General features: G+C 62.9%; 22 protein-coding genes. 13 read left to right on the top strand and 9 right to left on the bottom strand.

All coding sequences use genetic code 11. From position 1 onward, the window contains the following. Window positions 1-555: 555 nt before the first annotated feature. The 3 genes from PAN08_RS16735 to PAN08_RS16745 form a co-directional block, all read right to left on the bottom strand. Complete coding sequence (locus PAN08_RS16735) at window positions 556-927, bottom strand: VOC family protein (protein ID WP_269792662.1); 372 nt, start codon at window positions 925-927, stop codon at window positions 556-558. Window positions 928-1,583: 656 nt separating this feature from the next. After that, window positions 1,584-3,293, bottom strand: coding sequence for a M28 family metallopeptidase (locus PAN08_RS16740; RefSeq protein WP_269792663.1), 1,710 nt, complete (start codon window positions 3,291-3,293; stop codon window positions 1,584-1,586). A 57-nt stretch (window positions 3,294-3,350) separates the two neighbouring features. Next, a complete protein-coding gene (locus PAN08_RS16745) occupies window positions 3,351-4,007 on the bottom strand; it encodes a hypothetical protein (RefSeq protein ID WP_269792664.1) in 657 nt (218 codons plus the stop codon). A 180-nt stretch (window positions 4,008-4,187) separates the two neighbouring features. Between PAN08_RS16745 and PAN08_RS16750 the strand changes: the two genes are divergently transcribed. Both PAN08_RS16750 and PAN08_RS16755 read left to right on the top strand, forming a co-directional pair. Beyond that, the gene (locus PAN08_RS16750) at window positions 4,188-5,402 is read left to right on the top strand and encodes a peptidoglycan DD-metalloendopeptidase family protein (RefSeq protein ID WP_269792829.1); all 1,215 of its coding nucleotides are present in this window, start codon (window positions 4,188-4,190) and stop codon (window positions 5,400-5,402) included. A 189-nt stretch (window positions 5,403-5,591) separates the two neighbouring features. Continuing rightward, on the top strand, window positions 5,592-7,079 hold the full coding sequence (locus PAN08_RS16755; protein ID WP_269792665.1) for a S41 family peptidase: 1,488 nt from the start codon (window positions 5,592-5,594) through the stop codon (window positions 7,077-7,079). Between the two features lie 101 nt (window positions 7,080-7,180). Here the strand turns inward: PAN08_RS16755 and PAN08_RS16760 are convergent, their stop codons facing one another. Continuing rightward, the gene (locus tag PAN08_RS16760; RefSeq protein ID WP_269792666.1) at window positions 7,181-7,873 is read right to left on the bottom strand and encodes a rhomboid family intramembrane serine protease; all 693 of its coding nucleotides are present in this window, start codon (window positions 7,871-7,873) and stop codon (window positions 7,181-7,183) included. Window positions 7,874-8,083: 210 nt separating this feature from the next. Here PAN08_RS16760 and PAN08_RS16765 point away from each other — a divergent pair, with 210 nt between their 5' ends. After that, on the top strand, window positions 8,084-9,514 hold the full coding sequence (locus tag PAN08_RS16765; RefSeq protein ID WP_269792667.1) for an outer membrane protein transport protein: 1,431 nt from the start codon (window positions 8,084-8,086) through the stop codon (window positions 9,512-9,514). A gap of 379 nt (window positions 9,515-9,893) precedes the next feature. Here the strand turns inward: PAN08_RS16765 and putA are convergent, their stop codons facing one another. Beyond that, window positions 9,894-13,103 carry a bifunctional proline dehydrogenase/L-glutamate gamma-semialdehyde dehydrogenase PutA gene (putA, locus tag PAN08_RS16770; RefSeq protein ID WP_269792668.1) on the bottom strand — a complete coding sequence of 1,070 codons (3,210 nt, stop codon included), beginning with the start codon at window positions 13,101-13,103 and terminating at the stop codon, window positions 9,894-9,896. 296 nt (window positions 13,104-13,399) lie between these two features. Here putA and PAN08_RS16775 point away from each other — a divergent pair, with 296 nt between their 5' ends. The 6 genes from PAN08_RS16775 to PAN08_RS16800 all read left to right on the top strand — a co-directional run bounded on the left by PAN08_RS16775 (window position 13,400) and on the right by PAN08_RS16800 (window position 18,122). Next, window positions 13,400-13,888: a DUF2244 domain-containing protein gene (locus PAN08_RS16775; protein ID WP_269792669.1), complete on the top strand. Its 489-nt coding sequence runs from the start codon at window positions 13,400-13,402 to the stop codon at window positions 13,886-13,888. Between the two features lie 2 nt (window positions 13,889-13,890). Continuing rightward, entirely contained in the window at window positions 13,891-14,817 is a 927-nt protein-coding gene (coxB, locus tag PAN08_RS16780) for a cytochrome c oxidase subunit II (RefSeq protein ID WP_269792670.1), read from the top strand. Window positions 14,818-14,882: 65 nt separating this feature from the next. Continuing rightward, the gene (gene ctaD / locus PAN08_RS16785) at window positions 14,883-16,493 is read left to right on the top strand and encodes a cytochrome c oxidase subunit I (RefSeq protein ID WP_269792671.1); all 1,611 of its coding nucleotides are present in this window, start codon (window positions 14,883-14,885) and stop codon (window positions 16,491-16,493) included. Between the two features lie 13 nt (window positions 16,494-16,506). Next, window positions 16,507-16,641, top strand: a complete 135-nt coding sequence (locus PAN08_RS16790) for a hypothetical protein (protein ID WP_269792672.1) — start codon at window positions 16,507-16,509, stop codon at window positions 16,639-16,641. After that, window positions 16,638-17,225, top strand: a complete 588-nt coding sequence (locus PAN08_RS16795; RefSeq protein WP_269792673.1) for a cytochrome c oxidase assembly protein — start codon at window positions 16,638-16,640, stop codon at window positions 17,223-17,225. The genes PAN08_RS16790 and PAN08_RS16795 overlap by 4 nt, the downstream gene beginning before the upstream one ends. Before the next feature lie 21 nt (window positions 17,226-17,246). Beyond that, window positions 17,247-18,122: a cytochrome c oxidase subunit 3 gene (locus tag PAN08_RS16800; RefSeq protein ID WP_269792674.1), complete on the top strand. Its 876-nt coding sequence runs from the start codon at window positions 17,247-17,249 to the stop codon at window positions 18,120-18,122. An 88-nt stretch (window positions 18,123-18,210) separates the two neighbouring features. Here the strand turns inward: PAN08_RS16800 and PAN08_RS16805 are convergent, their stop codons facing one another. Further along, a complete protein-coding gene (locus PAN08_RS16805) occupies window positions 18,211-18,429 on the bottom strand; it encodes a twin transmembrane helix small protein (RefSeq protein WP_269792675.1) in 219 nt (72 codons plus the stop codon). Window positions 18,430-18,486: 57 nt separating this feature from the next. Between PAN08_RS16805 and PAN08_RS16810 the strand changes: the two genes are divergently transcribed. The 4 genes from PAN08_RS16810 to cyoE all read left to right on the top strand — a co-directional run bounded on the left by PAN08_RS16810 (window position 18,487) and on the right by cyoE (window position 22,146). Beyond that, window positions 18,487-19,212 carry an SURF1 family protein gene (locus tag PAN08_RS16810; RefSeq protein ID WP_269792676.1) on the top strand — a complete coding sequence of 242 codons (726 nt, stop codon included), beginning with the start codon at window positions 18,487-18,489 and terminating at the stop codon, window positions 19,210-19,212. A gap of 286 nt (window positions 19,213-19,498) precedes the next feature. After that, window positions 19,499-20,074, top strand: a complete 576-nt coding sequence (locus PAN08_RS16815) for a hypothetical protein (RefSeq protein WP_269792677.1) — start codon at window positions 19,499-19,501, stop codon at window positions 20,072-20,074. 10 nt (window positions 20,075-20,084) lie between these two features. After that, the gene (locus PAN08_RS16820; protein ID WP_269792678.1) at window positions 20,085-21,248 is read left to right on the top strand and encodes a COX15/CtaA family protein; all 1,164 of its coding nucleotides are present in this window, start codon (window positions 20,085-20,087) and stop codon (window positions 21,246-21,248) included. A 4-nt stretch (window positions 21,249-21,252) separates the two neighbouring features. Next, complete coding sequence (cyoE, locus tag PAN08_RS16825; RefSeq protein WP_269792679.1) at window positions 21,253-22,146, top strand: heme o synthase; 894 nt, start codon at window positions 21,253-21,255, stop codon at window positions 22,144-22,146. A gap of 141 nt (window positions 22,147-22,287) precedes the next feature. Here cyoE and PAN08_RS16830 read toward each other — a convergent pair whose 3' ends face one another. Genes PAN08_RS16830 through dnaG form a run of 3 tightly spaced genes read right to left on the bottom strand, consistent with a single transcriptional unit; the run spans window position 22,288 to window position 25,562 of the window. Next, the gene (locus tag PAN08_RS16830) at window positions 22,288-23,274 is read right to left on the bottom strand and encodes a bile acid:sodium symporter family protein (RefSeq protein WP_269792680.1); all 987 of its coding nucleotides are present in this window, start codon (window positions 23,272-23,274) and stop codon (window positions 22,288-22,290) included. Window positions 23,275-23,316: 42 nt separating this feature from the next. Beyond that, window positions 23,317-23,808 carry a protein tyrosine phosphatase family protein gene (locus PAN08_RS16835; protein ID WP_269792681.1) on the bottom strand — a complete coding sequence of 164 codons (492 nt, stop codon included), beginning with the start codon at window positions 23,806-23,808 and terminating at the stop codon, window positions 23,317-23,319. Between the two features lie 17 nt (window positions 23,809-23,825). Next, window positions 23,826-25,562 carry a DNA primase gene (gene dnaG, locus PAN08_RS16840; protein WP_269792682.1) on the bottom strand — a complete coding sequence of 579 codons (1,737 nt, stop codon included), beginning with the start codon at window positions 25,560-25,562 and terminating at the stop codon, window positions 23,826-23,828. Window positions 25,563-25,573: the final 11 nt, after the last annotated feature.

Consider the following 25,573-nt stretch of genomic DNA (forward strand, 5'->3'; position numbering starts at 1 on the left):
CCCTGCAGTGGGGGTTTTCGTTTTGGAAAGTCGAAAAGGATAAATGGATCTTGGGGCTGCCGAGAGGGTTTGCCGCGCGTGGATGTGAGGGCGCGATTGGAGCCTTGAGATAATCCCCGCGCCGAAGGACGCAGGCGCGGGAGAATGACTGACAAACTCCCGAACAGCGACACCGCTGTTAATGGAGAGAATGAGGGGCCGAATGGCGAATGCTGGCCAAGCACCATTGCGCGCTCTGCCAGATTACCGGGTATTGATCGGGCGGCAGGGTGTTCAGCGCCGTGGCGAGGTTTGTATTTCCCGCTGCTCCGCACCGGTCCTTGCGTCAGGCGGGGGCGCTCGATGGCTCGGTCGTCGGGGATTCGTAAACCGCCCCTCCCACCGTGTGAAGCGAGTGGGGCTGTTAGCTCGCTTGCGTTGTGAGCTCGCTGGGGCGACCGCTTTGACGATGAGGGAATCGGTGGCTGCCTGCTGAAATTGGCAAACGGAGTTTCGATTTTCCATCCTGCAGCGATTGTCCGGTTTGCTCGATGGCTCCGGTGCAGCAGCAACTTATCAGCGATTGATGACCGCTTCGATGCGATGGCCATCGGGGTCGATGAGGAAGGCTGCGTAGTAACTCGCGCCATAGTCCGGGCGTAGTCCGGGGGCGCCATTGTCGCTACCGCCTACCGTGAGCGCATTGTTATGGAAGTGATCTACTGCCGTTTTGTCAGGTGCGCTGAAGGCGAGATGGAAGCCGGCGCTTGCTGCGTGGGCATCTGAATTTAATTTCAGGCAGAGCAGATCTTTTTCATCTTCAACGCCATAGCCAATGGCATCGTCATCCTCGAAGACACGGCGATAGCCCAAGGCGCCGAGTGCGGCATCGTAGAAGGCACCGCTATGGACAAGATCTCGGACGGGGAGGGAGATGTGATGGAGCATGCGTATATGTCTGCCGAGCGCTGTCGATGAACGCTGAGTATGGCGGTATGGCGCCGCCCTAGTATTCACGCTGACGAATCACTCTAAGGAAGTCAGCTCCTCCCATCGGCTTCTATTCGATGCATGCTGCGTCGGTTGGCGGCGAGAGTAACTCCGGCGCCCGGGCGCTTCAGATCTTCGGGTGCGGCGGTGTTTTACCAGAGTGATCGAGGAATGAATGCCAATCGCATTCCATGTAAACGCCATTGGACGAGGTTGAGGCGTCGGGAAATCCTCGCCGTGCTGGCTTGATGCGTCGGTACGCACGTATCGGCACACTATTCGGTGCGCGGATGTCGAGCAGAGCAGAGGCAATCCACACGTGGCGGCGCGCATCTTCGGGATCGTTCGACTCCTTTGCTGGGCATCTGCGACATTGGCAAAGCTCGGCTGACCCAAGAAGGTAGTTCTGCGGCCGATGGCGTTCGATGACGGGATTTTGATCCACACGCTGAGGGGGGAAGGTGAGGCGGCACCAACACAGTCAGGTGCTGTGAACCTACGGTCTTGATGTTCACTGAAGCCCGCGCCATTGCACCTGTCTTCAGTTGATTTATTGGACTGACAGAAAAAAACGGCGCCCAGTGGGCGCCGTTTTTTTTGCTGTTCGATGTGGATTATTTCGCCGGTGTGCTGGCTTGATCTTTCATCATCGTGTCGCGATTGGCTTTGAAGGGGTTGCCTTCGTACCAGTTTGGCCAGGTTGCGCCTGCAGCCAGCTGGCTGCCGACGCCGTACAGCAGCTCGAGATCCTCGACCGCACCGTCCAGTTTCCAGGTGGCCGGATCGTACTCATCCTTCGGGCCGTGGTAGCGGTCCTTGCCATAGGCTTCGGCCGCCCGCTTGCCGGCTTCAATCCCACCGTCGAGCAGGTCCTCGCCGCCGTCGGCATACAGCGCCGGGACGCCTGCCTTGGCAAAGTTGAAATGATCGGAACGAAAGTAGAAGCCGCTCTGTACCGAGCTCTCGGCGTGCAGGCTGCGGTTCTGTTTGGCAGCCAACGGCTTGAGAATGTCTTCCAGCTCCGAGCTGCCGAAACCAGTGACGGTCATGTCGCGGGCGCGGCCATTGACTGACATCGCGTCGATGTTGATGACGCCGGCAATCTTGTTGAGTGGGAAGGTCGGGTGGTTCACGTAGTACTGCGAACCGAGCAGACCTGATTCTTCCAGCGTAACGGCCAGGAACACCACCGAACGTTCCGGCGGAGTTGGCTGGTGGGCCATTGCATCGGCGACTTCAAGAATGCCGGCCACGCCGGTGGCGTTGTCCACAGCACCGTTGTAGATGTTGTCTCCTTCTTCGCCCTCGTGCTTGCCCAGGTGATCCCAGTGAGCCATGTAGACGACGGCTTCGTCGGCGCGCTTGCTGCCCGGCAGTACGCCGACCACATTGCGTGACTTCTTTTCGGCGATGGTGCTTTTCAGGTCGAGCGAGAGCTTGGCTTGCAGCGGTACCGGCTTGAAGCCGCGCTTGTTGGCGTCGCGGTAGGCTTTGTCCAGGTTGAGCCCGGCATCGGCAAACAGCTTGCCGGCGGCTTCGGCAGTGAGCCAGCCCTGAGCCTGAAGGCGTGGTTCTTTGTCTTCGGCGGCCGGCAGGTCGTACTGCGCGCCACCCCACGAATTTTTCACCACGTCCCAGCCATAGGAAGCGCCCGCGGTGTCGTGGACGATGAGCGCGGCAGCTGCGCCCTTGCGTGCGGCTTCCTCGAACTTGTAGGTCCAGCGGCCGTAGTAGGTCATGCGCTTGCCGTCGAACAGCTTGGCGTCGTCGACGTGGAAGCCCGGGTCGTTGACGAACATGACCACGGTCTTGCCCTTCCAGTCCTGGCCGGCGTAGTCGTTCCAGTTCTGCTCGGGCGCATCAACGCCGTAGCCGACGAACACCAGGTCGCTGGCGTCGATCTTGATCTCCGGCTGGCCGCTGCGGGTGCCGATGACCATGTCGGTACCGAACTTCAACTCCTGGCTGGCGGCACCGCGCTGGATGGTCAGCACGGTGTTTGGGTCGGCCGTGGTTTCGGTCATCGGCACGTCCTGGAACCAGCTGTCGCCGTTGCCCGGCTGCAGGCCGATGCGCTGCATCTGGTCGCGGATGTAGTTGACCGTAAGTTCCTCGCCCTTGCTACCGGGCGCGCGGCCTTCAAATTCATCCGATGCCAGATTCTTGACCAGCTCGCCGAAATCAGCGGCGTTGATCGCGCTGGCGAAGGCGTGGGCAGGCACAGGGGCGGGCGCTGGTGCGGAGGCGACGGGCGCCTCGGCGTCGCGTTTACAGGCGACCAGGGCCGCACTCGCGGCAAGGCACAACAACAGTTTGCGTGGCATGGAAACTCCGGAATTGCAGTCGAACCCCGATTCTAGGCCGAAGCGGGAGGACGTGACTCAGTTGGCGGGCGCGGTTTCGCTGCTGAAGTGCTGGACCGTTGCGCCGCTGACCGGCCCGATACGGGCGGTGTCATGCACATACAGGACAACTTCACGCTCGAATTGCAGCGTGCCTTCCACCACCGCATTCGGGCCGATGATGATGCGCGGCTTGCGCGGCGCCTTGAACGAAATGCCGAACGAGGGGCGCTCCACTTTGATGCCGCCCTTGACCACCGAATCGACGCCGACTGTGATGTCGCCATTCACCGTTTCAATATCACCATCGAGCTGCGTGGCGACCAGGCCGATGCCGCCGTTGACGGTGCTCACGTCACCGCTGATGCGGCTGCCACGGTCGACGAAGATGCTGCCGTTCACCGTTTCCAGGCCGCTGGACAGCACCAGATTGCGGCCGGCGCGGATGCTGCCATTTACGGTTTCGATGTTGCGCGCGGTGACGTTGTCGTCGGTACGGATGCTGCCGTTGACCGTTCCCACGCTACGCGCATTCACGCCGCTTGCCAGCTGGACGCTGCCGTTCACCGTTTCCAGATCGCGGTAGCTGGCACCGGCGGTGGTTTGAATGCTGCCGTTGACCTTGCTGATGTCATCGTCGGCCATCGCCTGCGGTGCAGCGACGGCGAGGGCCAGCAACAGGAGGAATCGTTTCATGGGGATCTCCTTGGGTAGGCATTCTGGGGGACAGGTACCGATGGCACCACGCTTGGTTACAATCCGCACCTGCCTTAAGTCACTGGAAAGTCATTGCGCCAGACGTGCTACCACGACCACCACCACCGGCTGCAGACCTCGCCGCGCTGGAGCGCGGGCTGCCTGCTGGTGTTGGCGTTGATGGCGGGCCCTTTGCTGGCGCAGAACAATTCACGTGATGCCGAGAAAAAACTGCAGCAACTGCGCGGCGAGTTGAAGGGCGTCTCCCAAGAGCGCAGGCAACTGGAAGAGCAGCGGGGCGATGCCCAGCAGCGGTTGCGCGACGCCGACCAGAAGGTCGCACGCAGCGGTCGTGCGGTGGCCGAAGCCGAAGCGGCGGCGCGTCGCCAGCAACAGGCACTGGTGGAGCTGCAGCAGCGCAAGGTTGAACTGGAAAGTGGGTTGTCGCGCCAACGCCAGCAATTGGCCGGGTTGCTGCGAGGCGCCTATCAGCTGGGTAACCATGCGCCCCTGAAGTTGCTGCTGTCACAAGACCAGGTCGCCGATGCCAACCGCCAGTTGGCGTATCACCGCTACATGCAGCGCGAGCGGGCACGGGCCATTACGGCGTTGACGGCTGACCTGCAGGCGCTCAACAGCACCGAGCAGCAGATCGTCACCCGTACCAAGGAGCTGGAGCAGGTGCGCGAGCAACAGCGTCAGCAGGCCGCCGCGCTCACCCAGGATCGGCGCCAGCGTGCTTCGTTGCTGACCGAACTGGATCAACGTTACCAAGACCGCAGTGAGCGGGAGAAGGCGCTGGGCAAGGATGCGCATTCGCTGGAACGGTTGCTGGCCAACCTGCGCGCGGCTGCGGCCCGTGCGGAAGCCGAACGCCGCACTGCTGCCCGCCGAGCAGCGGCGGAACAGGCCCGGCAGAAAGCCGCCAACGGCAGTACGGCGGGTCGCACTCCGGCCCGCAGCACAGCAGGGAAGACACCCCCGCAGGTGGTGGCCAACGCGCCCGCACCGCGGGTGGGTGGGCTGGGATGGCCGCTGTCGGGCAACTTGCTGGCGCGTTACGGTGGCCGTTTGCCGGATGGCCGCAGCAGCGCCGGTGTACTGATCGGCGCGCCGGCAGGAAGCACCGTAACGGCCGTGGCCGATGGCACGGTGGTGTTCTCCGATTGGATGACCGGCTACGGCATGATCCTGATTGTCGACCACGGCAACGGCTATATGAGTCTGTACGCGCACAACGATGCGCTGCTGCGGGATGCAGGCGCCCGCGTGCGCCGTGGCGAAGCGGTGGCCAAGGTAGGCAACTCCGGTGGTCAGGGCGTGACAGCGCTGTACTTCGAGCTGCGCCGTGGTGGCCAGCCGGTGGACCCGACAACCTGGTTGCAGCGGCAGTAAATGCCGCGTGTTCGGCGTGCCGCGACGGAGGGACCGCCGCAACGGAGAGTGAACGGAATAACGACGTCGGTTTACCGTGGCTGCCTGAGCGCATTAACCGGCACTCGGTTCAACGGGAATTTAGCTGGGCTTCGCGCATAATCGGGGCCAGCGCGCTTGGCGTGCATTCGTTTTCTCATGGAGTGGTTCATGCGTGTAGCCCGTCTTGCTGCTGCCCTGCTATTGGCCCTGTCCCCCGCCGTAACACTGGCGCAGAGTGCGTCGGACAAAGTGCCTGCGGCAGATGACCCCGATGCCAAGGAGTCGGTGACCTCACGCGTACCGTTGGATGAGATCCGCCGCTTCGTTGCGGTCTACAACGCGGTACGCGCGGCCTATGTGGAACCGGTCGATGACAAGCAGTTGATGCAGTCGGCGGTGCGCGGGCTGCTGCTGGAGTTGGACCCGCACAGCACCTACTTCGACAAGGAGGATGCACAAGCCTTCGACGAGCAAGCGACGGGTGCCTATGAAGGCATCGGCGTGGAACTGCTGCAACAGGACAACGCGCTCAAAGTGGTGTCACCCATCGACGATACGCCGGCTACACGTGCCGGCATTCGCGCGGGTGACCTGATTGTGGCCATCGACGGCAAGCCGATCAGCGCAATAGAGGCGATGGAACCGCTGCGCGGTGTAGCCGGCAGCAAGGTAGTGCTGACCATCGAGCGCGGCGATGGCAAACCGTTCGACGTCACCGTCGTGCGCGAGACCATCCGCGTCACCAGCGTGCGCAGCAAGATGCTCGAGCCTGGCTATGCCTACGTGCGCATCAGCACCTTCCAGGCCGATACCGCCGCCGATTTCCAGAAACACATCAGCCAGTTGCAGGCGCAGTCGGGCGGCAAGTTGAAAGGTCTGGTGCTCGACCTGCGCAGCAACCCCGGTGGCCTGCTGACCGCTGCGGTGCAGGTGGCCGATGACCTGCTCGACAAGGGCGGCATCGTCAGCACGCGCGGGCGCATTTCCATCAGCGATGCCAAGTTCGATGCCACACCGGGTGACCTGATGAAGGGAGCGCCGGTGATGGTGTTGGTGGACGCCGGTTCGGCCAGTGCCTCGGAAGTGTTGGCTGGCGCGTTGCGCGACAACCAGCGTGCCCGTGTGATCGGCAGCCGCACCTTCGGCAAGGGCTCGGTGCAGACCGTGTTGCCGCTGGACAACGGTGATTCGGTCAAGCTCACCACTGCGCGTTACTACACGCCGAGCGGGCGCTCGATTCAGGCCACCGGCATCCTGCCCGACGTGGAGCTGGCACCGGAGCCCAGCGATGTGAACAAGGACGTGCCGGCCAGCCTGGCCGATTACAGCGAAGCCAGCCTGCCGGGCCACCTGCGTGGTGACGACGAGGCGACGGCCAGTAAAGCGGGCGTGGTGCTGTCGGGCGAAGGCCCGGTGCAGTCGGCGTTGCGTGAGCTTAAACAACCGGGTTCGGTCGTAAGCGTTGCCAGGGCCAAGCCGGCCAATCCTGCATCGGCGACCCCGGCTGCAGCGGCACCCGCCGCGGCCAAGCCAGAGCCAGCCAAGCCGGAGGCGGTGGTGCCTGCAGCTGCCAAGCCCGAGCCCATCAAGCCCGATCCAAGCCCAGCCCCGGCGGTAACCGATTCGCCCAAGCCGGCGATTGACGACGGCAAGTGATACCGAAACGGCCCTGCAATGCAGGGCCGCTTCATTTTCCATCGTCACGGTTTGGCGAGCACGGGAAGGGTGTGATCACCTTTTCGCCGGTACCGGCGCCGTTAGAACCCGTGACTCTTGCGCAAACGCCGGGCGATGGCTGCACGCACATACAACCCATAAATGATGCCGAACAGGAAGCCAGCCACATGCGCTGACCAGGCCACCATGCCGAAGCTGGGGCCGATGTAGGCGAACACCACCTGCAGTGCCGCCCACGCGCCGATCAACAGGAAGGCGGGGGCACGGACGAATTCGAGGAACAAGCCCAGCGGCAGCACCAAGCCCAGACGCGCACTGGGGAACAGCGCCAAATAGGTGCCCATCAGCGCGGAAACGGCGCCACTGGAACCAATGATGGTCCGTTCAGGCGTGCCCATCACATACAGGGCGGCGAGGTTGGCAGCGGCACCGCCCAGCAGGAACAGCAACAACAACCGCCACGGGCCGAGCATGCGTTCGGCCGGTGGCCCAAAGATCAGCAGGAACACCAGATTGCCGAGCATGTGCAGCCAGTCGGCATGCAGAAACAAGGCGGTGAACAGCCGGAGCACGCTGCCGTCGCGCAATGCTGCCCACCAATCCTGTGGATTCCCCAAGCCCGTGGACAGTGCGCCCCAATCCAGCCAAAGCGAGCGTCGCGCCTCATCTGGGCGTGAGATTGACCACAGGAAAGCAAGCCAGATGGCCGCGAACAGCAGCGGGACAGCCCAGCGCAGGCCCGGCTTCTTACGGGAGGGAGTGGAGACGAACATGTGCGCAAAGCCTAACCCGGCACCCGTCAATGGTGGGGCTCGGGGTTTTTCGGCGCCGTTATTGTTTAGTTAAGGTTGCTGGGTAATACTGCATACGGCGTCGTATGTCGGGAGGGGACTCCGGCGCACTTCCAGCGGCTTCGGCAGCTTGGTGGTGCAGGCGCAAAAACGAACATTATCGTCTTACGTCTTACGGAGAGAGTTTCCAACATGACCGCTTCTTCAATTGCACGCGTTACCGCTCTGGCTGTCGGCATTGCCGGCGCGTTGGCCTTTGGCCATGCCCAAGGCGCGGCTTTCCAGCTGAAAGAAAACAGTGCCAAGGGCCTGGGCCGCGCATTCGCCGGTTCGACCAGCGCATGGGACGACGCTTCGGTGATCGCCACCAACCCGGCCTCGATGCGTTTGCTCGATGGTCGCCAGTTCCAGGCTGACCTGAGCGCCATCAGCTTCTCGGCTGACTTTGAGAAGAGCGCCGCCCGCAATTCCAACGGCACCCCGATCACTGGCGGCAACGGCGGCGACGCCGGCATGATCGCTCCGGTCCCGGCGGCTTACTTCCATCTGCCGTTCGGCGAAAACGACAACATGCATTTTGGTCTGTCGTTGACCGCTCCGTTCGGCTTCAAGACCGATTACGACAAGAACTGGGTGGGCCGCTACAGCGGCGTGACCACCGACCTGAAGGCCATCGACCTGGGCGCGGCGTTCTCCTATGACGTCAACCCGTACGTGTCCTTCGGCGCATCGGTGTTTGTTGAACACCTGACCATTGAGCTGTCCAACGCACTGGATATGGGTTCGGTGATCAACGGTACCGCCCAGCAGAAGGCTGCTGGCGCTGTGTTGGCCGGTGGCGGCACCCCCGCTCAGGCGCAGGCCGCTGCCAACGCCGCTGCCCAGCAGATGGCAGGGCTCGGTTTCTTCCCGGGCAGCGCTGATGGCTTCGTCACCATTGAAGGTGACAACAATGCCGTCGGTTACGTGCTCGGCACCACGCTGAGCCCGACCGAAAACACCAACATCGCTTTCAGCTACCGCTCGAAGGTTGAGCACAAGATCACCGGCGGCAAGGCCAACTTCACCGTTACGCCGGAAACCGCTGCGCTGCTGGCACAGACCGCTCCGGGTACCTTCGTGGACAGCTCGGGCAAGGCAACCGTGACCCTGCCGGCATCGGTCTCGATGAGCATCACCCACCGCATCAACGACCGTTGGACCGTGATGGGCGACCTGTCGCGCACCGCGTGGAAGACGGCGTTCGACCAGGTGACGGTGGACTTCGCTTCGAACCAGCCGGACAACACGCTGGGCTTCCACTACAACGACACCACCTTTGGCTCGATCGGTACCGAGTACAAGTTGTCTGACACCATCACCCTGCGTGGCGGCGTTGCGTATGACGAGTCGCCGACCAGCGTCGAGCACCGTGACGTGCGCGTGCCGGACGTGACCCGCAAGTGGTTGTCGCTGGGCCTGGGCTGGACCCCGTCGGAGAAGACCGAGTTCAACTTCGGTTACACCCACCTGTTCACCAGCGAGCCGAAGATCAACGTGACCTCGGTCAGCGGCAACGTGGTGCAGGGCAAGTACGACGTGGGCGGCGACATCCTCGCTGCTTCGATCAACTACAAGTTCTGATCTGACCTGTAGAAGCTTCAAGCAGGAAGCCCCGCGCAAGCGGGGCTTTTTGTTTGGTGTCGTGCACAAAAGTGCGGGTACCGTTGAGCGCAGTGCAGGCTGCGCGGGAGCACTACTGGGCGGCGCACTGCTCGGCACCACAGGCACGGGCTTTCGTTTGATTTGGATGTGGCAGAAGCAGAGGCGCGACTTTGTCGCTTTCCCTCTCCTGCCTTCAACATCCTCTGCCGGAAGGGAAGAAACGAAGAGTAAAAGCCCAAGACCAAAGCCAAAGTTCAAAGGGTGATTTTGCTGCTCTCTAGCCGTAACGCACCCGGTATCTGGCAACAAAAAACCCCGCTTTCGCGGGGTTTTTCATTACTGCATCACTGCCGCCGGATCAATCGCCCAGTGTCAGCAGCGAGGCGTTGCCGCCCGCTGCAGTGGTGTTCACCGTCACCGTCTTTTCGGTGGCGAAGCGCAGCAGGTAGTGCGGACCACCTGCCTTGGGGCCGGTGCCGGACAGACCCTGGCCGCCGAACGGCTGCACACCGACCACGGCGCCGATCTGGTTGCGGTTGACGTAGACGTTGCCGACGTTGACGCCATTGGCGATACGGTCGACGGTTTCGTCGATGCGCGAATGCAGGCCCAAGGTCAGCCCGTAACCGGTGGCGTTGATCTGATCGATCACCGCATCCAGCTGATCGGCCTTCCAGCGGATCACATGCAGCACCGGTCCGAAAATTTCCTTGTGCAGCTGGCTCAGATCCTTCAGTTCATACGCACGCGGTGCGAAGAAGGTGCCGTGTGCAGTGGCGTCGGACAGCGGCGCGACGGCGATCAGGCGTGCCTCGGTGTCCATGCGTGCGGCGTGGTCATTGAGGATCTGCAGCGCGTCAGCGTCGATGACCGGGCCGACGTCGGTGGACAGTTCGCCCGGATTGCCTATTTTCAGTTCGGCCATCGCACCGGCGAGCATGCCCATCACCTTGTCGGCGATGTCGTCCTGCACGAACAGCACGCGCGCCGCCGAGCAACGCTGGCCAGCGGAGGTGAAGGCCGAGCCAATTGCGTCCTTGACCAGCTGTTCCGGCAGCGCCGAGGAGTCAGCGATGAAGGCATTCTGGCCGCCGGTCTCGGCGATCAGCACACCGATGGCGGCGTCGCGTGCGGCCATGGCGCGGTTGATCGCGCGGGCGGTATCGGTGGAGCCGGTAAAGGCCACACCGGCCACGCGTGGGTCGGCGGTGAGCGCGGCACCGACGGTGGCACCGTTGCCTGGCAGGAACTGCAGCACGCCTTCCGGCACGCCAGCGTCGAGCAGCAGCTTCACGGCGTAGTAGCCGATCAGGTTGGTCTGTTCTGCCGGCTTGGCGATGACGCTGTTGCCGGCGGCCAGTGCGGCACTGATCTGGCCCAGGAAAATTGCCAGCGGGAAGTTCCACGGGCTGATACAGACGAACACGCCGCGTCCGTGCAGCTGCAGTTCGTTGCTTTCACCGGTCGGACTGGGCAGCTTTTCAGCGGTGCTGAACTGCTCGCGGGCCTGCTTGGCGTAATAGCGCAGGAAGTCCACCGCTTCGCGCACTTCGGCGACGCCATCGGGCAGGCTCTTGCCGGCTTCTTTCACGCACAGCGCCATGAACTCGGCGATGCGGGCTTCCAACTGGTCGGCGGCGTGCTCGAGGATGGCGGCGCGACTGGCGGCCGGGGTGCGATTCCAGGCGGGCTGTGCGGCTACCGCGTTGGCCAGGGCCTTCTGCACGGTGGCGCTGTCAGCGGCCTGCCAGTGGCCGACCACGTCGCGGCTGTCGGCCGGGTTGGTTACCGGCAACGCGGCGCCGCTGATGCTGGCGCCCGGTACCAGAGGTGCGGCCTGCCACGGCTTGGTCGCGGCGTTGAGCTGCTCGGCGAGGGCGCGCAGGTCGTTGTCGTTGGCGAGGTTGATGCCCATGGAGTTATTCCTGTCGTGGTTCTGGCTGCGCAGCAGGTCAACCGGCAGCGGGATCTTGGGGTGCGGGATGGACGCGAACGAGGACACCGCTTCGACCGGATCGCGGATCAGGTCGTCGATGGAGACGTCCTCGTCGGTGATGCGGTTGACGAAGCTGGAGTTGGCGCCGTTTTCGAGAAGGCGACGCACCAGGTACGGCAGCAGGTCTTCGTGCGAACCAACCGGTGCATAGACGCGGCATGGCACGTTGAGGCGGTCGGCCGGAATCACTTCGGCGTACAGGTCATCGCCCATGCCGTGCAGCTTCTGGTGCTCGTAAACGCCGCCCTTGGCGATCTGCTTGATCGTGGCGATGGTGGCCGCGTTGTGCGTGGCGAACATCGGGTAGATGGCATCGGCGTGGCCGAACAGGCGCTTGGCGCAGGCGATGTAGGAAACGTCAGTGTTCTGCTTGCGGGTAAACACCGGGTAGCCGGCCAGGCCGTCGACCTGCGCCCGCTTGATTTCCGCGTCCCAGTACGCGCCCTTGACCAGACGCACCTGCAGCTTGTGACCAATGCGTCGCGCCAGATCGGCGAGGTAATCAATCGTGTACGGCGTGCGCTTCTGGTACGACTGCACCACGATGCCGAAGCCTTCCCAGCCCTTGAGTGAGGGATCGCTGACCACACGCTCGATGATGTCCAGCGACAGCTCCAGACGGTCGGTTTCTTCGGCGTCCACCGTGCAACCGATGCCGTAGGACTTGGCCAGCTGCGCCAGTTCCAGCACGCCCGGCACCAGATCCTTGAGCACGCGCTCGCGCTTGGCATGTTCATAGCGCGGGTAGAGCGCCGACAACTTGATCGAGATGCCGTGCGAGGCGGTGACATCGCCATCGGCCTTGCCGCCGCGCGCGATGTTGTCGCTACCGATGGCATGGATGGCGCGACGGTAATCTTCCAGATAACGCAGTGCATCCTTCATCGTCAGCGCGCCTTCGCCGAGCATGTCGAAGGAATAGCGGTAGTTGTTGTTGTCGCCCTTGTGCGAACGCGACAGCGCTTCGTCGATGGTGCGGCCCATGACGAACTGGTGGCCCATGATTTTCATCGCTTGGCGCACGGCCAGACGAATCACCGGCTCGCCAACGCGACCGATCAGGCGCTTGAATGCGCCGTGCACATCGCGCTTGGTGCCATCAGCCAGATCGACCAGATGGCCGGTCAACATCAGGCCCCAGGTCGATGCATTGACCAGCACCGAGTCAGACTGACCCATGTGCTTTTTCCAATCCGCTTCGCCCAGCTTGTCGCGGATCAACTTGTCGGCGGTTTCCTGGTCCGGAATGCGCAGCAGTGCTTCCGCCACGCACATCAGCAGCACGCCTTCCTCGCTGCCCAGGTCGTACTGACGCATGAAGGCTTCGATGGCGCCCTGGTTCTTGGCGCGGGCGCGCACGCGGCGCACCAGATCCGCGGCGGTGGCCTGCACCTGTGCCTGTTCGGCAGCGGGTAGACGTGCCTGTTCCAGCAGTTCGCGAACGTGGCGGGTTTCATCTTTCAGCCATGCATCGGTGATGGCCTGGCGCAACGCGGACGGAGCCGGCGGCAGTTCGGGCGAAAGCAGTACTTGCGCGGGAGAGGTGACAGCGTTGGATGAGGGTGCGTGCATGCCTTGGGCCACGGTTGTGGAATTGGGCCATTTTAATCCTCGGTGACTTTTTTCCCAGCCCCTTACAGGCTCTTTTTTCATTGCCGAAAGCCTTTCGTACAGGGCGATTCGGCGTAATAAGACGAGGAAAATTATTTTGTGCCGTTTCCGGCAAGTTTGCTGCCGACGTTGTGTGAAGTGGGTGGAAAGTTTGTGTGCAACTGCAGCATCCTGCACATCAATGAATGGAAGCTTGCCGGTGTGGTTGGGCGCGGCTACCATCGAGTCGTTTTCCGCGATACGGACGCGGTTGCGCCATGATCCAGATGCTTCGGTCAGTTTCCGATGTCTCGCATGCGCAGCTGGTACTGCATCCCCCACGGGCGCTCACTGCCCGGCAGTTTGTCCTGTTGTTTGCGGCGTTGGCAGGGTTGATGGTGTTCTCGGCAGGCTTGGCTTGGTTGTCCGGAAACGTTCTTGCTCCTGTCTTCGCGTTGGTGCATTGCTTCCTGGTGGGTAGTGCGTTGCGTGCGGCATGGCGCAGCGGCGACCGCAGGGAAGAGATCCGGGTAGGGCCGGACTGCGTGGAAGTGATTCCCGCAGCCGGGAGTTCACCGGTGTTCCGGGCACACCCCTATTTGGTGCGGCTGGTCGCCGGAGAGGAACGGGTCCTGTTGGTTTCCAGCGGCAAGCAGGTGGAAGTGGGGAGTTTCCTCGCACCTGCGGAACGTCGGGAACTTGCGGCGGCACTTGAAAGCTTGCTCGCAGCCAACAATGGCTGCAAACCGACGACGTCAAGGGTCTAGGCATGAAGCAAAGCAGCGGGTGGGGCGGAAAGTTGCAGTACGGGTTCATGCTGGCAGCCATGGCGCTGTTGGCGCCTGGGGCGTGGGCGCAGTCAGCCGACCCCAAGGCGTGGCAGCTCAACATGGGCAAGGGGGTTACCCATACCGCACGCATGGCGTGGGAAGCGCACATGGTGGCGCTGTGGGTATGCGTGGTGATCGGCGTGCTGGTGTTCGGCGCCATGTTCTACGCCATCTTCAAGTTCCGCCGGTCCAAGGGTGCAGTGGCGGCCAAGTTCAGCCACAACACCAAGGCGGAAATCATCTGGACGGTCATCCCGATCGTCATCCTGGTGGTGATGGCCTGGCCGGCGACGGCCAAGCTGATCGCGATGTACGACACCCGCGACTCGGAAATGACGGTGAAGGTCACCGGCTACCAGTGGATGTGGAAGTACGAATACATGGGGCAGGACGTTGCGTTCCTCAGCCGCATGGACCGTAAATCCGACGAGGTCCGCCAGAGCGGCGTGGTGCCGACCGTGGCCAGCGATCCGCATTACCTGTTGGATGTGGACAACCCGCTGGTGCTGCCGGTCAACACCAAGATCCGCTTCGTCATCACCTCTGATGACGTGATCCACGCCTGGTGGGTGCCGGCGCTGGGTTGGAAGCAGGATGCTGTGCCGGGCTTCATCAACGAGCGCTGGACCAACATCGAGCAGGAAGGCATCTACCGCGGCCAGTGCGCCGAGTTGTGCGGCAAGGACCACGGCTTCATGCCGATCGTGGTCAAGGCCGTGTCCAAGGAAGAATTCAAGACGTGGCTGGCCTCGCGCAAACCCGCGCCTACGCCCGCTGCCGAATCTGCTGCGGCACCGGCTGCTCCGGCCACCGATACGCCGCAACCGGAAGCTGCGCCTGCTGAGCAGGCGAGCACCGGCGCCTGATCCCACTGCGTGCCGGCGCAGGCCGGCGCGATGCCTGGAAACTGGAATAACGAGGTGTAGTTGCAATGGCGAACTCCGCAGTGGATCACCACGATCACCACGGCCATCAACAAGGCTTCTTCGAGCGCTGGTTCTTCTCCACCAACCACAAAGACATCGGCACGCTGTACCTGCTTTTCAGCTTCCTGATGTTCATCATCGGTGCGGCGATGAGCGTGGTGATCCGTCTGGAACTGGCGCAACCCGGCCTGCAGTTCGTCAAGCCGGAATTCTTCAACCAGATGACCACCGTGCATGCGCTGGTGATGATCTTCGGCGGCGTGATGCCGGCCTTCGTCGGCCTGGCCAACTGGATGATCCCGCTGCAGATCGGTGCGCCGGACATGGCGCTGCCGCGCATGAACAACTGGTCGTTCTGGTTGTTGCCGGTGGCGTTCACCTTGTTGTTGATGACGTTGTTCCTGCCGGGCGGTGCGCCGGCCGGTGGCTGGACGATGTACCCGCCGTTGTCGTTGCAGGGTGGCTACAACGTCGCCTTCAGCGTGTTCGCCATCCACGTGGCCGGCATCAGTTCGATCATGGGTGCGATCAACATCATCGCCACCGTGCTCAACATGCGCGCACCGGGCATGGACCTGCTGAAGATGCCGATCTTCGTCTGGACCTGGTTGATCACCGCGTTCCTGTTGATTGCGGTGATGCCGGTGCTGGCCGGTGCGGTGACCATGCTGCTGACCGACAAATTCTTCGGCACCAGCTTCTTCAATGCCGCCGGTGGCGGTGACCCGGTGATGTACCAGCACATCTTCTGGTTCTTCGGGCACCCGGAGGTCTACATCATGATCCTGCCGGCGTTCGGCGTGGTCAGCGAGATCCTCCCCACCTTCAGTCGCAAGCCTTTGTTCGGCTACCAGGCAATGGTCTACGCCACGGCTGCGATCGCGTTCCTGTCGTTCATCGTGTGGGCCCACCACATGTTCACGGTGGGTATGCCGCTGGGTGGCGAAATCTACTTCATGTTCGCCACGATGCTGATCTCCATCCCCACCGGGGTGAAGGTGTTCAACTGGGTCAGCACGATGTGGGAGGGCTCGCTGACGTTCGAGGCACCGATGCTGTTCTCCATCGCCTTCGTCATCCTGTTCACCATCGGCGGTTTCTCCGGGCTGATGCTGGCCATCGTGCCGGCTGATTTCCAATACCACGACACGTATTTCGTGGTGGCGCACTTCCACTATGTACTGGTGACCGGCTCGGTGCTGGCGCTGATCGCGGCGGTGTACTACTGGTGGCCCAAGTGGACCGGCCGCATGTACAACGAGTTCTGGGGCAAGGTGCATTTCTGGTGGACGATGGTGTTCGTCAACCTGCTGTTCTTCCCGCAGCACTTCCTCGGTTTGGCCGGCATGCCGCGGCGCATTCCTGATTACAACCCGGTGTTTGCCGACTGGAATCTGATCAGTTCGATCGGTGCGTTCGGCATGTTCGTCACCCCGTTCCTGATGGCTGCCATCCTGTTGTCCTCGCTGCGTAGCGGCAAGCGTGCTGAAGCGCGGGCGTGGGAAGGCGCCAGGGGCCTGGAGTGGACCGTCCCGTCGCCGGCACCGGCGCATACCTTCACCGTGCCGCCGGTAATCAAGCCGGGCGATCTGGCCCATGACGATGTCGCCCATTGAGGAGCCGCAGCTGATGACCGACAAACAATGGCAGCCTGAAGAAATGGCACTGCGCCGCCGCCGCTCGCGTCGCACGGCGTTGGTGGTGGGGTTGATCGCAGTCGCGGTCTACGTCGGCTTCATCCTGTCCGGAGTGCTCGCACATTGACCACGCCGGCGCCCAAACCTGCACGCAATGCCGGCATGGTCCGGCTGATCGGCGTGGCGCTGGGCGTGTTCGTGCTGACGTTCTCGCTGGTGCCGCTGTATCGCATCGCTTGCGAGAAGGTGTTTGGCGTGCGCCTGGAACGCGGCGCAAGCCAGGTGGGTGCGCAGCACGCGGACAGCATCAAGCGCACCGTGCGGGTGGAATTCGACGGTGGCGTCAATTCGAAGTTGCCGTGGGCATTCCATCCGGAAAAACTGACGATGGAGGTTGTGCCGGGCGAGTTGAACGAAGCGATGTACTTCGCGCGCAACGAAAGCGACCGCGCGCTGGTTGGCAGCGCGGTGCCTTCGGTGGCACCGGCGCGTGCATCGGGTTACTTCAACAAAACCGAATGTTTCTGTTTCACCGCGCAGACCCTGCAGGCCGGTGAGCAGCGTGATATGCCGGTGCGCTTCATCGTCGACCCGGATCTGCCGGCCGACGTGAAGACCATCACCCTGTCCTACACGTTCTACAAGAATGATGCGCTGACTGAGCAGCTGGCGCCGGCATCTGCCGCCACCGCTGCGCATGCAGCTCCCTGATCACGGACCCGGAAGCAAACCATGGCCCACAACACGCCTGATGCCAACGTCTATTTCGTGCCGAGCCACAGCAAGTGGCCTTTCGTCGGCTCGATCGCCATGCTGGTATTGATGGTCGGGGTGGCCAGTTGGCTCAACGACACCAGCTGGGGGCGGTGGACGTTCTTCACCGGTCTGGCAATGTTGATACTCACATTGTTCATGTGGTTCGGCGATGTCATCCGCGAATCGCTGGCGGGTAGCTACAACCGCCAGGTGGATGGCTCGTTCCGCATGGGGATGGTGTGGTTCATCTTCTCCGAGGTGATGTTCTTCGGTGCGTTCTTTGGTGCGCTGTTCTACACGCGCAACATGGGCCTGCCGTGGCTCGGTGGCGAAGGCCACGGCGTGTTGACCAATGAATACTTGTGGGATGGCTTTTCGGCGGCGTGGCCAACCAATGGCCCGGCCGATATCGGTGGCGCATTCCAGACCATCCCGGCCTGGGGCCTGCCGCTGCTCAACACGCTGATCCTGTTGACCTCCGGCGTGACCCTGACCATCGCGCACCACGCGCTCAAGGCCGGTAATCGCAAGCAGTTGCTGATCTGGCTGGGCGCGACCGTGGTGCTGGGCTGTGTGTTCCTGTTCTTCCAGGCCGAGGAATACATCCACGCCTACAAGGAACTGAACCTGACGATGGGCTCGGGCATCTACGGCTCCACCTTCTTCATGCTCACCGGCTTCCATGGTGCGCACGTCGCGCTGGGCACCATCATGTTGACCGTGATGTGGCTGCGTGCCGCCAAGGGTCACTTCACCCGCGACAACCACTTCGGCTTTGAAGCAGCGGCGTGGTACTGGCATTTCGTCGACGTGGTGTGGCTGATGCTGTTCCTGTTTGTCTACGTGCTCTGAGTTGAGCGGCGGACCGGGGTCGGGGAATGAGGCGATGGCGTTGAGCGTTGCTCAATGAAACCTCATTCCCATCTCTCCGTTCTCCGCTTCAACCACCCACGCCGTGCGGTTTGATCCAGCCACTGTAGATGCCCACCGCAACCAGCAGGATCAACACCACTGAAAGCACGATGCGCCGCGTCAGCGCGTTGACCGTGCGTTTGGTCTGGCCGCGATCGATCATCAGGTAGTAGAGGCCGGCCCCCAGATTCCAGATGATGACGATCAGAAACGCGATTACCAGCAGGGTCTTCAACGAATCATTCATACGCGGCTCGATGGGTGGATGGGCAAGGCTATATCACCTGCTCGGAGCCCACTTGTCATGACGCGACAGCACACGGGAATTTTCGGCTGGCTGCTGGCGTTGCTGGTAGCCGGCGTGTTCTGCGGCTTTGGTGCCTGGCAACTGCAGCGCATGCATCAGAAAGAAGCCTTGCTGGCCCAGGTGCCACCCAGCCGCGCGGTGGCGGTGACGCTGGATGCGGCCATGCGTGCGCCGCAGTCCCTGCATTGGCTGCGTGACCGGTTGCAGTTCCTGCCCGGCACGGTGCTGTTGGACAACCAACTGCGCGAAGGCCGCGCCGGAGTGAAGGTGTACCAGGCCGCGCGAGCGCAGGGCGGTGCGGTGGTGCTGGTGGACCTGGGTTGGTTGCCATTGCCGGCCAACCGGCAGTTGCCCGTGGTGACGCCGCAGGAGGGATGGCAGCAACTGGAAGGCCTTTGGGCGCCCGCACCGTCATCGGGACTCGCATTGGGGCCAGCCATGAGCGCTGCAGCCCAAGCGCAGACCTGGCTGGCCACACGCCTGGAGTTGCCGGCCATCGCCCAACACCTCGAACTGGCGCCGTCCGCGCTGGCGCCGCGCGTGCTGCGGTTGGATCCCACGTTGCCCCTGGGTTACACGCGTGATCTGGAGTTGCTGCCCAATACCTTGCCGCCTTCCCGGCACCTGGGTTATGCGGTGCAATGGTTTGCCATGGCGCTGGCGGTGCTGGTGATCGCCGGTGTGCTGCAGTGGCGCCGCCGCAGGCGGGGAAGGCTGTCGTGATGCTGTGTGCAGCACAAAGCGATAGCGCCTCTCGTCAGCGCTCCCCTGGGGTGCGTGCATGGGAGTGGGCGAGTTCCTCGGGCCCTGTCGCCGTCGCTCACGCCGTTGCTGGCGTCCTCGTTGCCGGTGCCGCGCGTGCTTCTTTCATCGCTTGTGCGTTGACTGTCACCTTTCTCTCTCCCTTTCACCGAAAGTGAAGGGGAGGGTGCAGAGGGGGGCTTTTGTTCCTGCTCTTGCCAACGCCTCACCCCCTCCTCACCCCTCTACACATGGGAAACTGCCACGCATGAATGCCCTTACGCCCGACCAGCTCGCCGTTCGCAACCGTGGCCGTCGGGTGCTGTTGCTGATCTTCGCCATGTTCTTCGGTTCGATGGCGTTGGCCGGCATCCTTCGTTTCTCGGGTTGGACGCCGCAGATCACCCGCAATCACGGGCAGCTGTACGAACCGGCGATTGACCTGCGCGACACGCGCCTGCAACTGGCAGATGGCCAGGCTTACCCGTGGAATCCAGAAGCGCGCGTGTGGCGCATCGTGTTGGCGCCAGACGCCAATTGCGCCCCTGCCTGCGTCACTTTGTCGCAGCAGCTGGACAAGGTGTGGCAGCTGTTCGGCCATAACGCGGATAATGTCGAGATATTGTGGCTGGGTACGCCCCCTGCACAGGTGGCGGCGATGCCGGCGCTGAAGGTGCTGCAGGCCCAGCCCGCGTTCCGGGCCAAGCTGCCGGGGGTTGATGACCCGGCTGGAATCCCGGTGTATGTGATTGATCCCAATGGCTTTGTGGTGTTGCGCTATGCGCCGGGTTTTGAACCGGGTGGATTGCGGGCCGACCTTTCCAGGCTGTTGAAACTGAAGTGAGTCCCGTTCGATGAATGCCACTGCGCGTCCGGCGCTGTACCGCAATTTCCACCGCCTGGCGTGGTTCGCACTGATCATGACCGCGAGCACGATCATGTTCGGCTCGTTCGTGCGGCTGTCCGATGCTGGCCTTAGCTGCCCGGATTGGCCGACCTGCTATGGCCGCGTCACTTGGCCGCAGACACAGATGGAAGCCGCCCAGCACGTGGCCAGCGAGATCCGTCCGCTGGAAAGCCACAAGGCCTGGCGCGAACAGGTGCACCGTTTCCTGGCCGGCTTGCTGGGCGTGGAAGTACTGACCTTGGCGTTGCTCGCTGCGCGCCGACGCAAGCATGGTATTGCACAGATTGTCGGCGCCTCGGTGCTGGTGGCTCTGGCGATACCGCTATACATGCGCGGCGAGCATGTCGCTGCCAGCGTTCTGGCTATTGGCGGTGAAGCTATTCTGCTATTGGCCGCATTGCGCTGGTCCAACATCGATCTGGCACGCGCGGCGGTACTGACCCTGGCCGTGGTGGTGTTCCAGGCATTGCTGGGTATGTGGACCGTGACCTGGCTGCTCAAGCCCATCGTGGTGATGGGGCATCTGCTCGGTGGCATGTTGATGTTCGGCCTGCTGGTGTGGATGGCGTGGAAGGCGACCAATCTGCCGCTCATCCTGGCCGAGGCTTCGCGCCTGCGCTGGTGGCTGCGTGCGGGTGTGGCGCTGCTGGTGCTGCAGATCGCACTGGGTGGTTGGGTCAGCTCCAATTACGCGGCGCTGGCCTGTGGCGGCGGTAGTGCGTCGCTGGACAACTTCCCGCGTTGCGTCAGCCAATGGTGGCCGCAACAGAATTACACCGAAGGCTTCACCCTGTGGCGCGGCATCGGCGTGGACTATGAAGGTGGCGTACTGGACGGTGCATCGCGCATCGCGATCCAGATGGCGCACCGGATGATGGCCATCGTGGTGTCGCTGTACCTGCTGGTGCTGTCGGTGCGCCTGTTCCGTATCCCGGGCATGCGCGCGTGGGCGACCATGCTGGGTGTGCTGGTGTTGCTGCAGGTCACGCTGGGCGTGCTCAACGTCAAGCTGGCGCTGCCGCTGCTGGTGGCCGTGCTGCACAGTGGTGGTGCGGTGGCCTTGTTGTTCGTGCTGGTCACGCTGCTGGCGCGGCTGCGCGCTCCGGAGTGATGGCATGAAGACGACGTGGCGTGATTATTGGGATCTGACCAAGCCCAAGGTGGTGGCCTTGATTGTGTTCACCGCCTTGGTGGGCATGTTCCTGGCCGTTCCAACAGTGCCCACTGCCGCGCAGGCGGTATCGGGCGTGTTGGGCTTCCTCGGCATCTGGCTGGCGGCCTCGGCCGCAGCAGCAATCAACCAACTGCTGGATGCGCGCATTGACGCGCAGATGGCACGAACTTCCTGGCGGCCACTGGTGGTGGGCAAGGTGTCACCGCGGCAGGTGCTGGTGTTTGCCGGTGCGTTGACCGCGCTGTCGATGACCATCCTGGTGCTGTGGGTGAACGTGATCACCGCGGTGCTGACCTTCGCCTCGCTGATCGGCTATGCGGTGATCTACACCGTGTACCTGAAGCGTGCGACCTCGCAGAACATCGTCATCGGTGGTCTGGCCGGCGCCACACCGCCGTTGTTGGGCTGGGCGGCGATAACTGGCATGCAGGGCAGTTCCGACTGGGCCTATGCCTCGCTGTTGGTGTTGATCATCTTCATCTGGACGCCGCCGCACTTCTGGGCGCTGGCGATCTTCCGTCGCGCCGATTACGCCAAGGCCGACGTGCCGATGTTGCCGGTGACCCACGGTGTGCCGCATACGCGCAAGCAGATCCTGGCCTACTCAGTGGTGCTGGCGGTGGTGACGATGCTGCCGGTGGCCATCGGCATGAGTGGCATGTTCTACCTGGGCGGCGCCACGGTGCTGAACCTGGTGTTCCTCTGGTACGCATGGAAAATGCAGAACCCGCCGGACGAGATGTTCAACATGAAGATGTTCGGCTATTCCATCGTCTACCTGATGGCGTTGTTTGCCTTCCTGCTGGTCGACCACTGGTTGATGCCTTGGCTTTGATGCTGGCACCAACAAGCACACAACAACAGATACCAGAACGGCAGAAGCATGGAAGTGCTTCTGCCGTTTGTGGTTGTGGGCTGTGGTGATGAACGGTGTAGCCCGGGCAATGTAAGCCCGTCTCTGCCACACCCGTCTTGGCTACGGTTTCTCAGCGTTGCTTGCCTGCCGCGCATAGCGCTGCGCGATCACCGAACACACAATCAGCTGGATCTGGTGATAGATCATGATCGGCAGCACGATGGCGCCGAGGCTACCGCCGGCAAACAACACTTTAGCGATCGGTACGCCGGTCGCCAGGCTCTTCTTGGAGCCGCAGAACACGATGGGGATTTCGTCGAAACGGCTGAAGCCCAGGCGTCGTGCCAACCAGGTGATGCCCGGCATCGCGATGGCCAGCAGTACCACTGCCACCAACGCTGCGGTGAGCAGTGAACTGATCGGTGTCTTGGTCCATAGCCCTTCGTTGACCGACTCACCGAAGGCGGCGTACACCACCAGCAGCACCGTGCCCTGGTCGGTGTAGCGCAGTAACGCGCGCTGTTTTTCCACCCACCTGGCAATCCACGGCCGCAGCAAATGGCCGGCGACGAAGGGCACCAGCAATTGCAGCATGATCGCGCCCACCGCGTGCAGCGGGTTGGCCATCCCGCCCTGCGAGCCGGCCAGCACTGTCATCAGCAAGGGCGTGAGGAACACCCCGAGGATGCTCGACAACGAGGCCGCGCACACCGCCGCTGGCACATTGCCGCCGGCAATCGAGGTGAAGGCGATGGACGACTGCACGGTGGACGGCAGGGCGCACAGGAACAACACGCCGATGTACAGGTCGGGGGTCAGCAACGTGCCGGACAAGGGTTTGAACGCCAGCCCCAATAGCGGGAACAGCACGAAGGTGCAGACCAGGATCACGATGTGCAGGCGCCAGTGCAGCATGCCGGCGATGATCGATTCGCGCGGCAGACGCGCACCGTGCAGAAAGAACAGCGCAGCGATGGCGAAGTCGGTGAAGTGGTCGAAGCCGCGCGCGGCAGCGCCGGTCATCGGCAACACGCTGGCCAGTACAACCGTGGCGAGCAGGGCGAGAGTGAAGTTGTCCGGTCGCAGTCGCGACCACCAGCGAGTCATCGGCAGAAGCCTCCTCAGGCGGGGATGGGGCAGGGTGCCCGGTCAGGGTTTGGGGTTCTCCAGCACGGCACGCGCGGCCGGTTCCAGCGAGGTCATGCCGGCGTCGCGGCCCAGTTGCAATGCTGCATCACGTGGCGCGCCTTCCAGGCGTGCATTGATGAGCGACAGCAAGGCGCCTGCGCGGTTGCCGGAGGCGCAATGCAGCAGCGTCTTGCCATCGTCCTGCTTGAGCAGGCGCTGTAGGGCGCGCGCCTTGTCATCGGTGATGTCGCTGGCGCCGGCAATGGGCAGGCGCACATACCGCAGCCCGAGTTGTTCGGCCAATGCGGCTTCGTCGTAGCCGCGATCTTCATCGGGCTGGCGCAAATCAATGACGGTGGTGACGCCGGAGGCAGCCGCGTCACGCAATTGCTGCGCGCTGGGTTGGCCGGCGGTGTAGAGATCGGGGCGTGGCTGACGCAGCGTTGTCTCGCCGGCAAATGCGGCGCTGGATACAAGCAGGAAGAGCAGCAGGAACGGTCGGTAGGCGGTCATCGTGCTCTCCCTGGGGGTCAGCGTCGCGTGCCTGCGCGTGCTTTGAGTAGCTCGCGCAGTTCATATTTGTCGGTGTCATCCAGGCCCTGCTGGCGCTGTTTGTCCTGCAGTTCGTCCAGACGTTGCTGCAGCAGCTGTTTTTCCAGCTGGTTGATGGCGTCCTGCAGTTCCTGCGCCCAGCTGGCTTCGTCGCCGGGCAGATCCATAGCCGCCAACTTGTGCAGCGCAGTTTGTTCTTCGCGCTCGTTGAAATGTTCCAGCAGCGCGCCGGTGCTGATGTCCGGGCGTTGCTGCACCAGCTCCAGCAGTTCCAGCAACAACTCGATGCCGGGCAGGCGCAGGCCGCCAACGGCGTGGTGGCTTTCCAGGTTCATCGCCAATGACGGCTGCTGCAGCAGGATGGCGATGGCAGCGCGCACCAGGCTGCGCTTGGCTACCGGCGCAACGTTGGCGCGCGACGTCGCGCGCGTGGTGGCGGGCGCTGCACTGCTGCGGTTGCCAATACCGGTCAGGCGCGCAAGCTCCTGCTTCATCAGGTCACCGAAGGCGCCATCGGGAATCTGCGCCAGCATCGGCTTGGCGTGTTCGGCCAGGCGTGCCTTGCCGTCGAGTGTGCCGAGATTGATCTCGCGGCTGAGTTCGTCAAAGAAGAACTGCGACAACGGGGTGCCTTGCTTCAGGCGCGCATCAAACGCCTCGGCGCCTTCTTTGCGCACGATAGTGTCGGGGTCTTCGCCATCGGGCAGGAACAGGAAAAACGCCTGACGCCCGTCCTTCATGCGTGGCAATACCGACTCCAGCGCACGCCAGCCAGCGCGGCGGCCGGCGGCATCGCCGTCGAAACAAAAGTACACATCCGGTGCGTTGCGGAACAACAGCTCGGCGTGATCCGGCGTGGTTGCCGTGCCCAGCGTCGCCACTGCCTGGGTGACGCCGAACTGGAACAGCGAGACCACGTCCATGTAGCCCTCGACCACGATCAGACGCTCGATCTTCTGGTTGGCCTGACGCACCTGCCACAGGCCGTACAACTCGCGTCCCTTGTGGAACAACGCGGTTTCCGGCGAGTTGAGGTACTTGGGCCCGTCGTCCTTTTCCATGACCCGGCCACCAAAGGCGATGACGCGGCCACGGCGGTCGAAGATCGGGAACATCACCCGGTCGCGGAACTTGTCGTAGACGTGGCCGCGGTCATTCTTGGAGAACAGGCCGACGCGTTCGAGCAGCTTCATGCGCCGCTCGTCCTTGCCCAAGGCATCCTTCAACGCGCTGTAGCCGTCGGGTGCATAACCGATGGCAAAGCGCGCGCGGGTGTCGGCATCCACGTCACGGCCATCGAGATACGCGCGGGCCTTGTCGCTGCTTTCCAGCTGCTTCTGGAAGAAGCGGCTGGCGGCATCCAGCGCCGAGTACTGGTCGCGGCTGTCGTCCTGCTGCTGCGGCGTGCGGGTGTTGGTCTCGCGCGGTATTTCCATGCCCGCGCGCTTGGCCAGTTCGTCCACCGCATCGAGAAACTCGAGGCGGTCGTAGTTCATCAGGAAGCTGATGGCCGTGCCGTGCGCGCCACAACCGAAGCAGTGATAGAACTGCTTGGTTGGCGAAACGGTGAACGAAGCCGAGCGCTCGTCATGGAACGGACAGCGAGCGGAATATTCCTTGCCCTGGCGTTTGAGCGGCACGCGCGTGCCGACCACCTCGACAATGTCGGTGCGGGCTAGCAGGTCGTCGATGAACGCGTCGGGGAGTCGAGCCATGCGGCAATAGA

It is taken from the genome of Stenotrophomonas sp. Iso1, from assembly GCF_027497995.1.
GTDB lineage: Bacteria > Pseudomonadota > Gammaproteobacteria > Xanthomonadales > Xanthomonadaceae > Stenotrophomonas.

What these genes read in the sequence shown, in the direction of transcription:
- PAN08_RS16835 (WP_269792681.1), bottom strand. Translation starts at nt 23,808, where the DNA reads ATGACCGCCTACCGACCGTTCCTGCTGCTCTTCCTGCTTGTATCCAGC.
- putA (WP_269792668.1), bottom strand. Translation starts at nt 13,103, where the DNA reads ATGCACGCACCCTCATCCAACGCTGTCACCTCTCCCGCGCAAGTACTG.
- PAN08_RS16790 (WP_269792672.1), top strand. Translation starts at nt 16,507, where the DNA reads ATGACCGACAAACAATGGCAGCCTGAAGAAATGGCACTGCGCCGCCGC.
- PAN08_RS16775 (WP_269792669.1), top strand. Translation starts at nt 13,400, where the DNA reads ATGATCCAGATGCTTCGGTCAGTTTCCGATGTCTCGCATGCGCAGCTG.
- cyoE (WP_269792679.1), top strand. Translation starts at nt 21,253, where the DNA reads ATGAAGACGACGTGGCGTGATTATTGGGATCTGACCAAGCCCAAGGTG.
- ctaD (WP_269792671.1), top strand. Translation starts at nt 14,883, where the DNA reads ATGGCGAACTCCGCAGTGGATCACCACGATCACCACGGCCATCAACAA.
- PAN08_RS16820 (WP_269792678.1), top strand. Translation starts at nt 20,085, where the DNA reads ATGAATGCCACTGCGCGTCCGGCGCTGTACCGCAATTTCCACCGCCTG.
- PAN08_RS16755 (WP_269792665.1), top strand. Translation starts at nt 5,592, where the DNA reads ATGCGTGTAGCCCGTCTTGCTGCTGCCCTGCTATTGGCCCTGTCCCCC.
- PAN08_RS16800 (WP_269792674.1), top strand. Translation starts at nt 17,247, where the DNA reads ATGGCCCACAACACGCCTGATGCCAACGTCTATTTCGTGCCGAGCCAC.
- PAN08_RS16740 (WP_269792663.1), bottom strand. Translation starts at nt 3,293, where the DNA reads ATGCCACGCAAACTGTTGTTGTGCCTTGCCGCGAGTGCGGCCCTGGTC.
- PAN08_RS16815 (WP_269792677.1), top strand. Translation starts at nt 19,499, where the DNA reads ATGAATGCCCTTACGCCCGACCAGCTCGCCGTTCGCAACCGTGGCCGT.
- PAN08_RS16765 (WP_269792667.1), top strand. Translation starts at nt 8,084, where the DNA reads ATGACCGCTTCTTCAATTGCACGCGTTACCGCTCTGGCTGTCGGCATT.
- PAN08_RS16810 (WP_269792676.1), top strand. Translation starts at nt 18,487, where the DNA reads ATGACGCGACAGCACACGGGAATTTTCGGCTGGCTGCTGGCGTTGCTG.
- PAN08_RS16750 (WP_269792829.1), top strand. Translation starts at nt 4,188, where the DNA reads ATGGCGGGCCCTTTGCTGGCGCAGAACAATTCACGTGATGCCGAGAAA.
- coxB (WP_269792670.1), top strand. Translation starts at nt 13,891, where the DNA reads ATGAAGCAAAGCAGCGGGTGGGGCGGAAAGTTGCAGTACGGGTTCATG.
- dnaG (WP_269792682.1), bottom strand. Translation starts at nt 25,562, where the DNA reads ATGGCTCGACTCCCCGACGCGTTCATCGACGACCTGCTAGCCCGCACC.
- PAN08_RS16745 (WP_269792664.1), bottom strand. Translation starts at nt 4,007, where the DNA reads ATGAAACGATTCCTCCTGTTGCTGGCCCTCGCCGTCGCTGCACCGCAG.
- PAN08_RS16735 (WP_269792662.1), bottom strand. Translation starts at nt 927, where the DNA reads ATGCTCCATCACATCTCCCTCCCCGTCCGAGATCTTGTCCATAGCGGT.
- PAN08_RS16760 (WP_269792666.1), bottom strand. Translation starts at nt 7,873, where the DNA reads ATGTTCGTCTCCACTCCCTCCCGTAAGAAGCCGGGCCTGCGCTGGGCT.
- PAN08_RS16805 (WP_269792675.1), bottom strand. Translation starts at nt 18,429, where the DNA reads ATGAATGATTCGTTGAAGACCCTGCTGGTAATCGCGTTTCTGATCGTC.
- PAN08_RS16830 (WP_269792680.1), bottom strand. Translation starts at nt 23,274, where the DNA reads ATGACTCGCTGGTGGTCGCGACTGCGACCGGACAACTTCACTCTCGCC.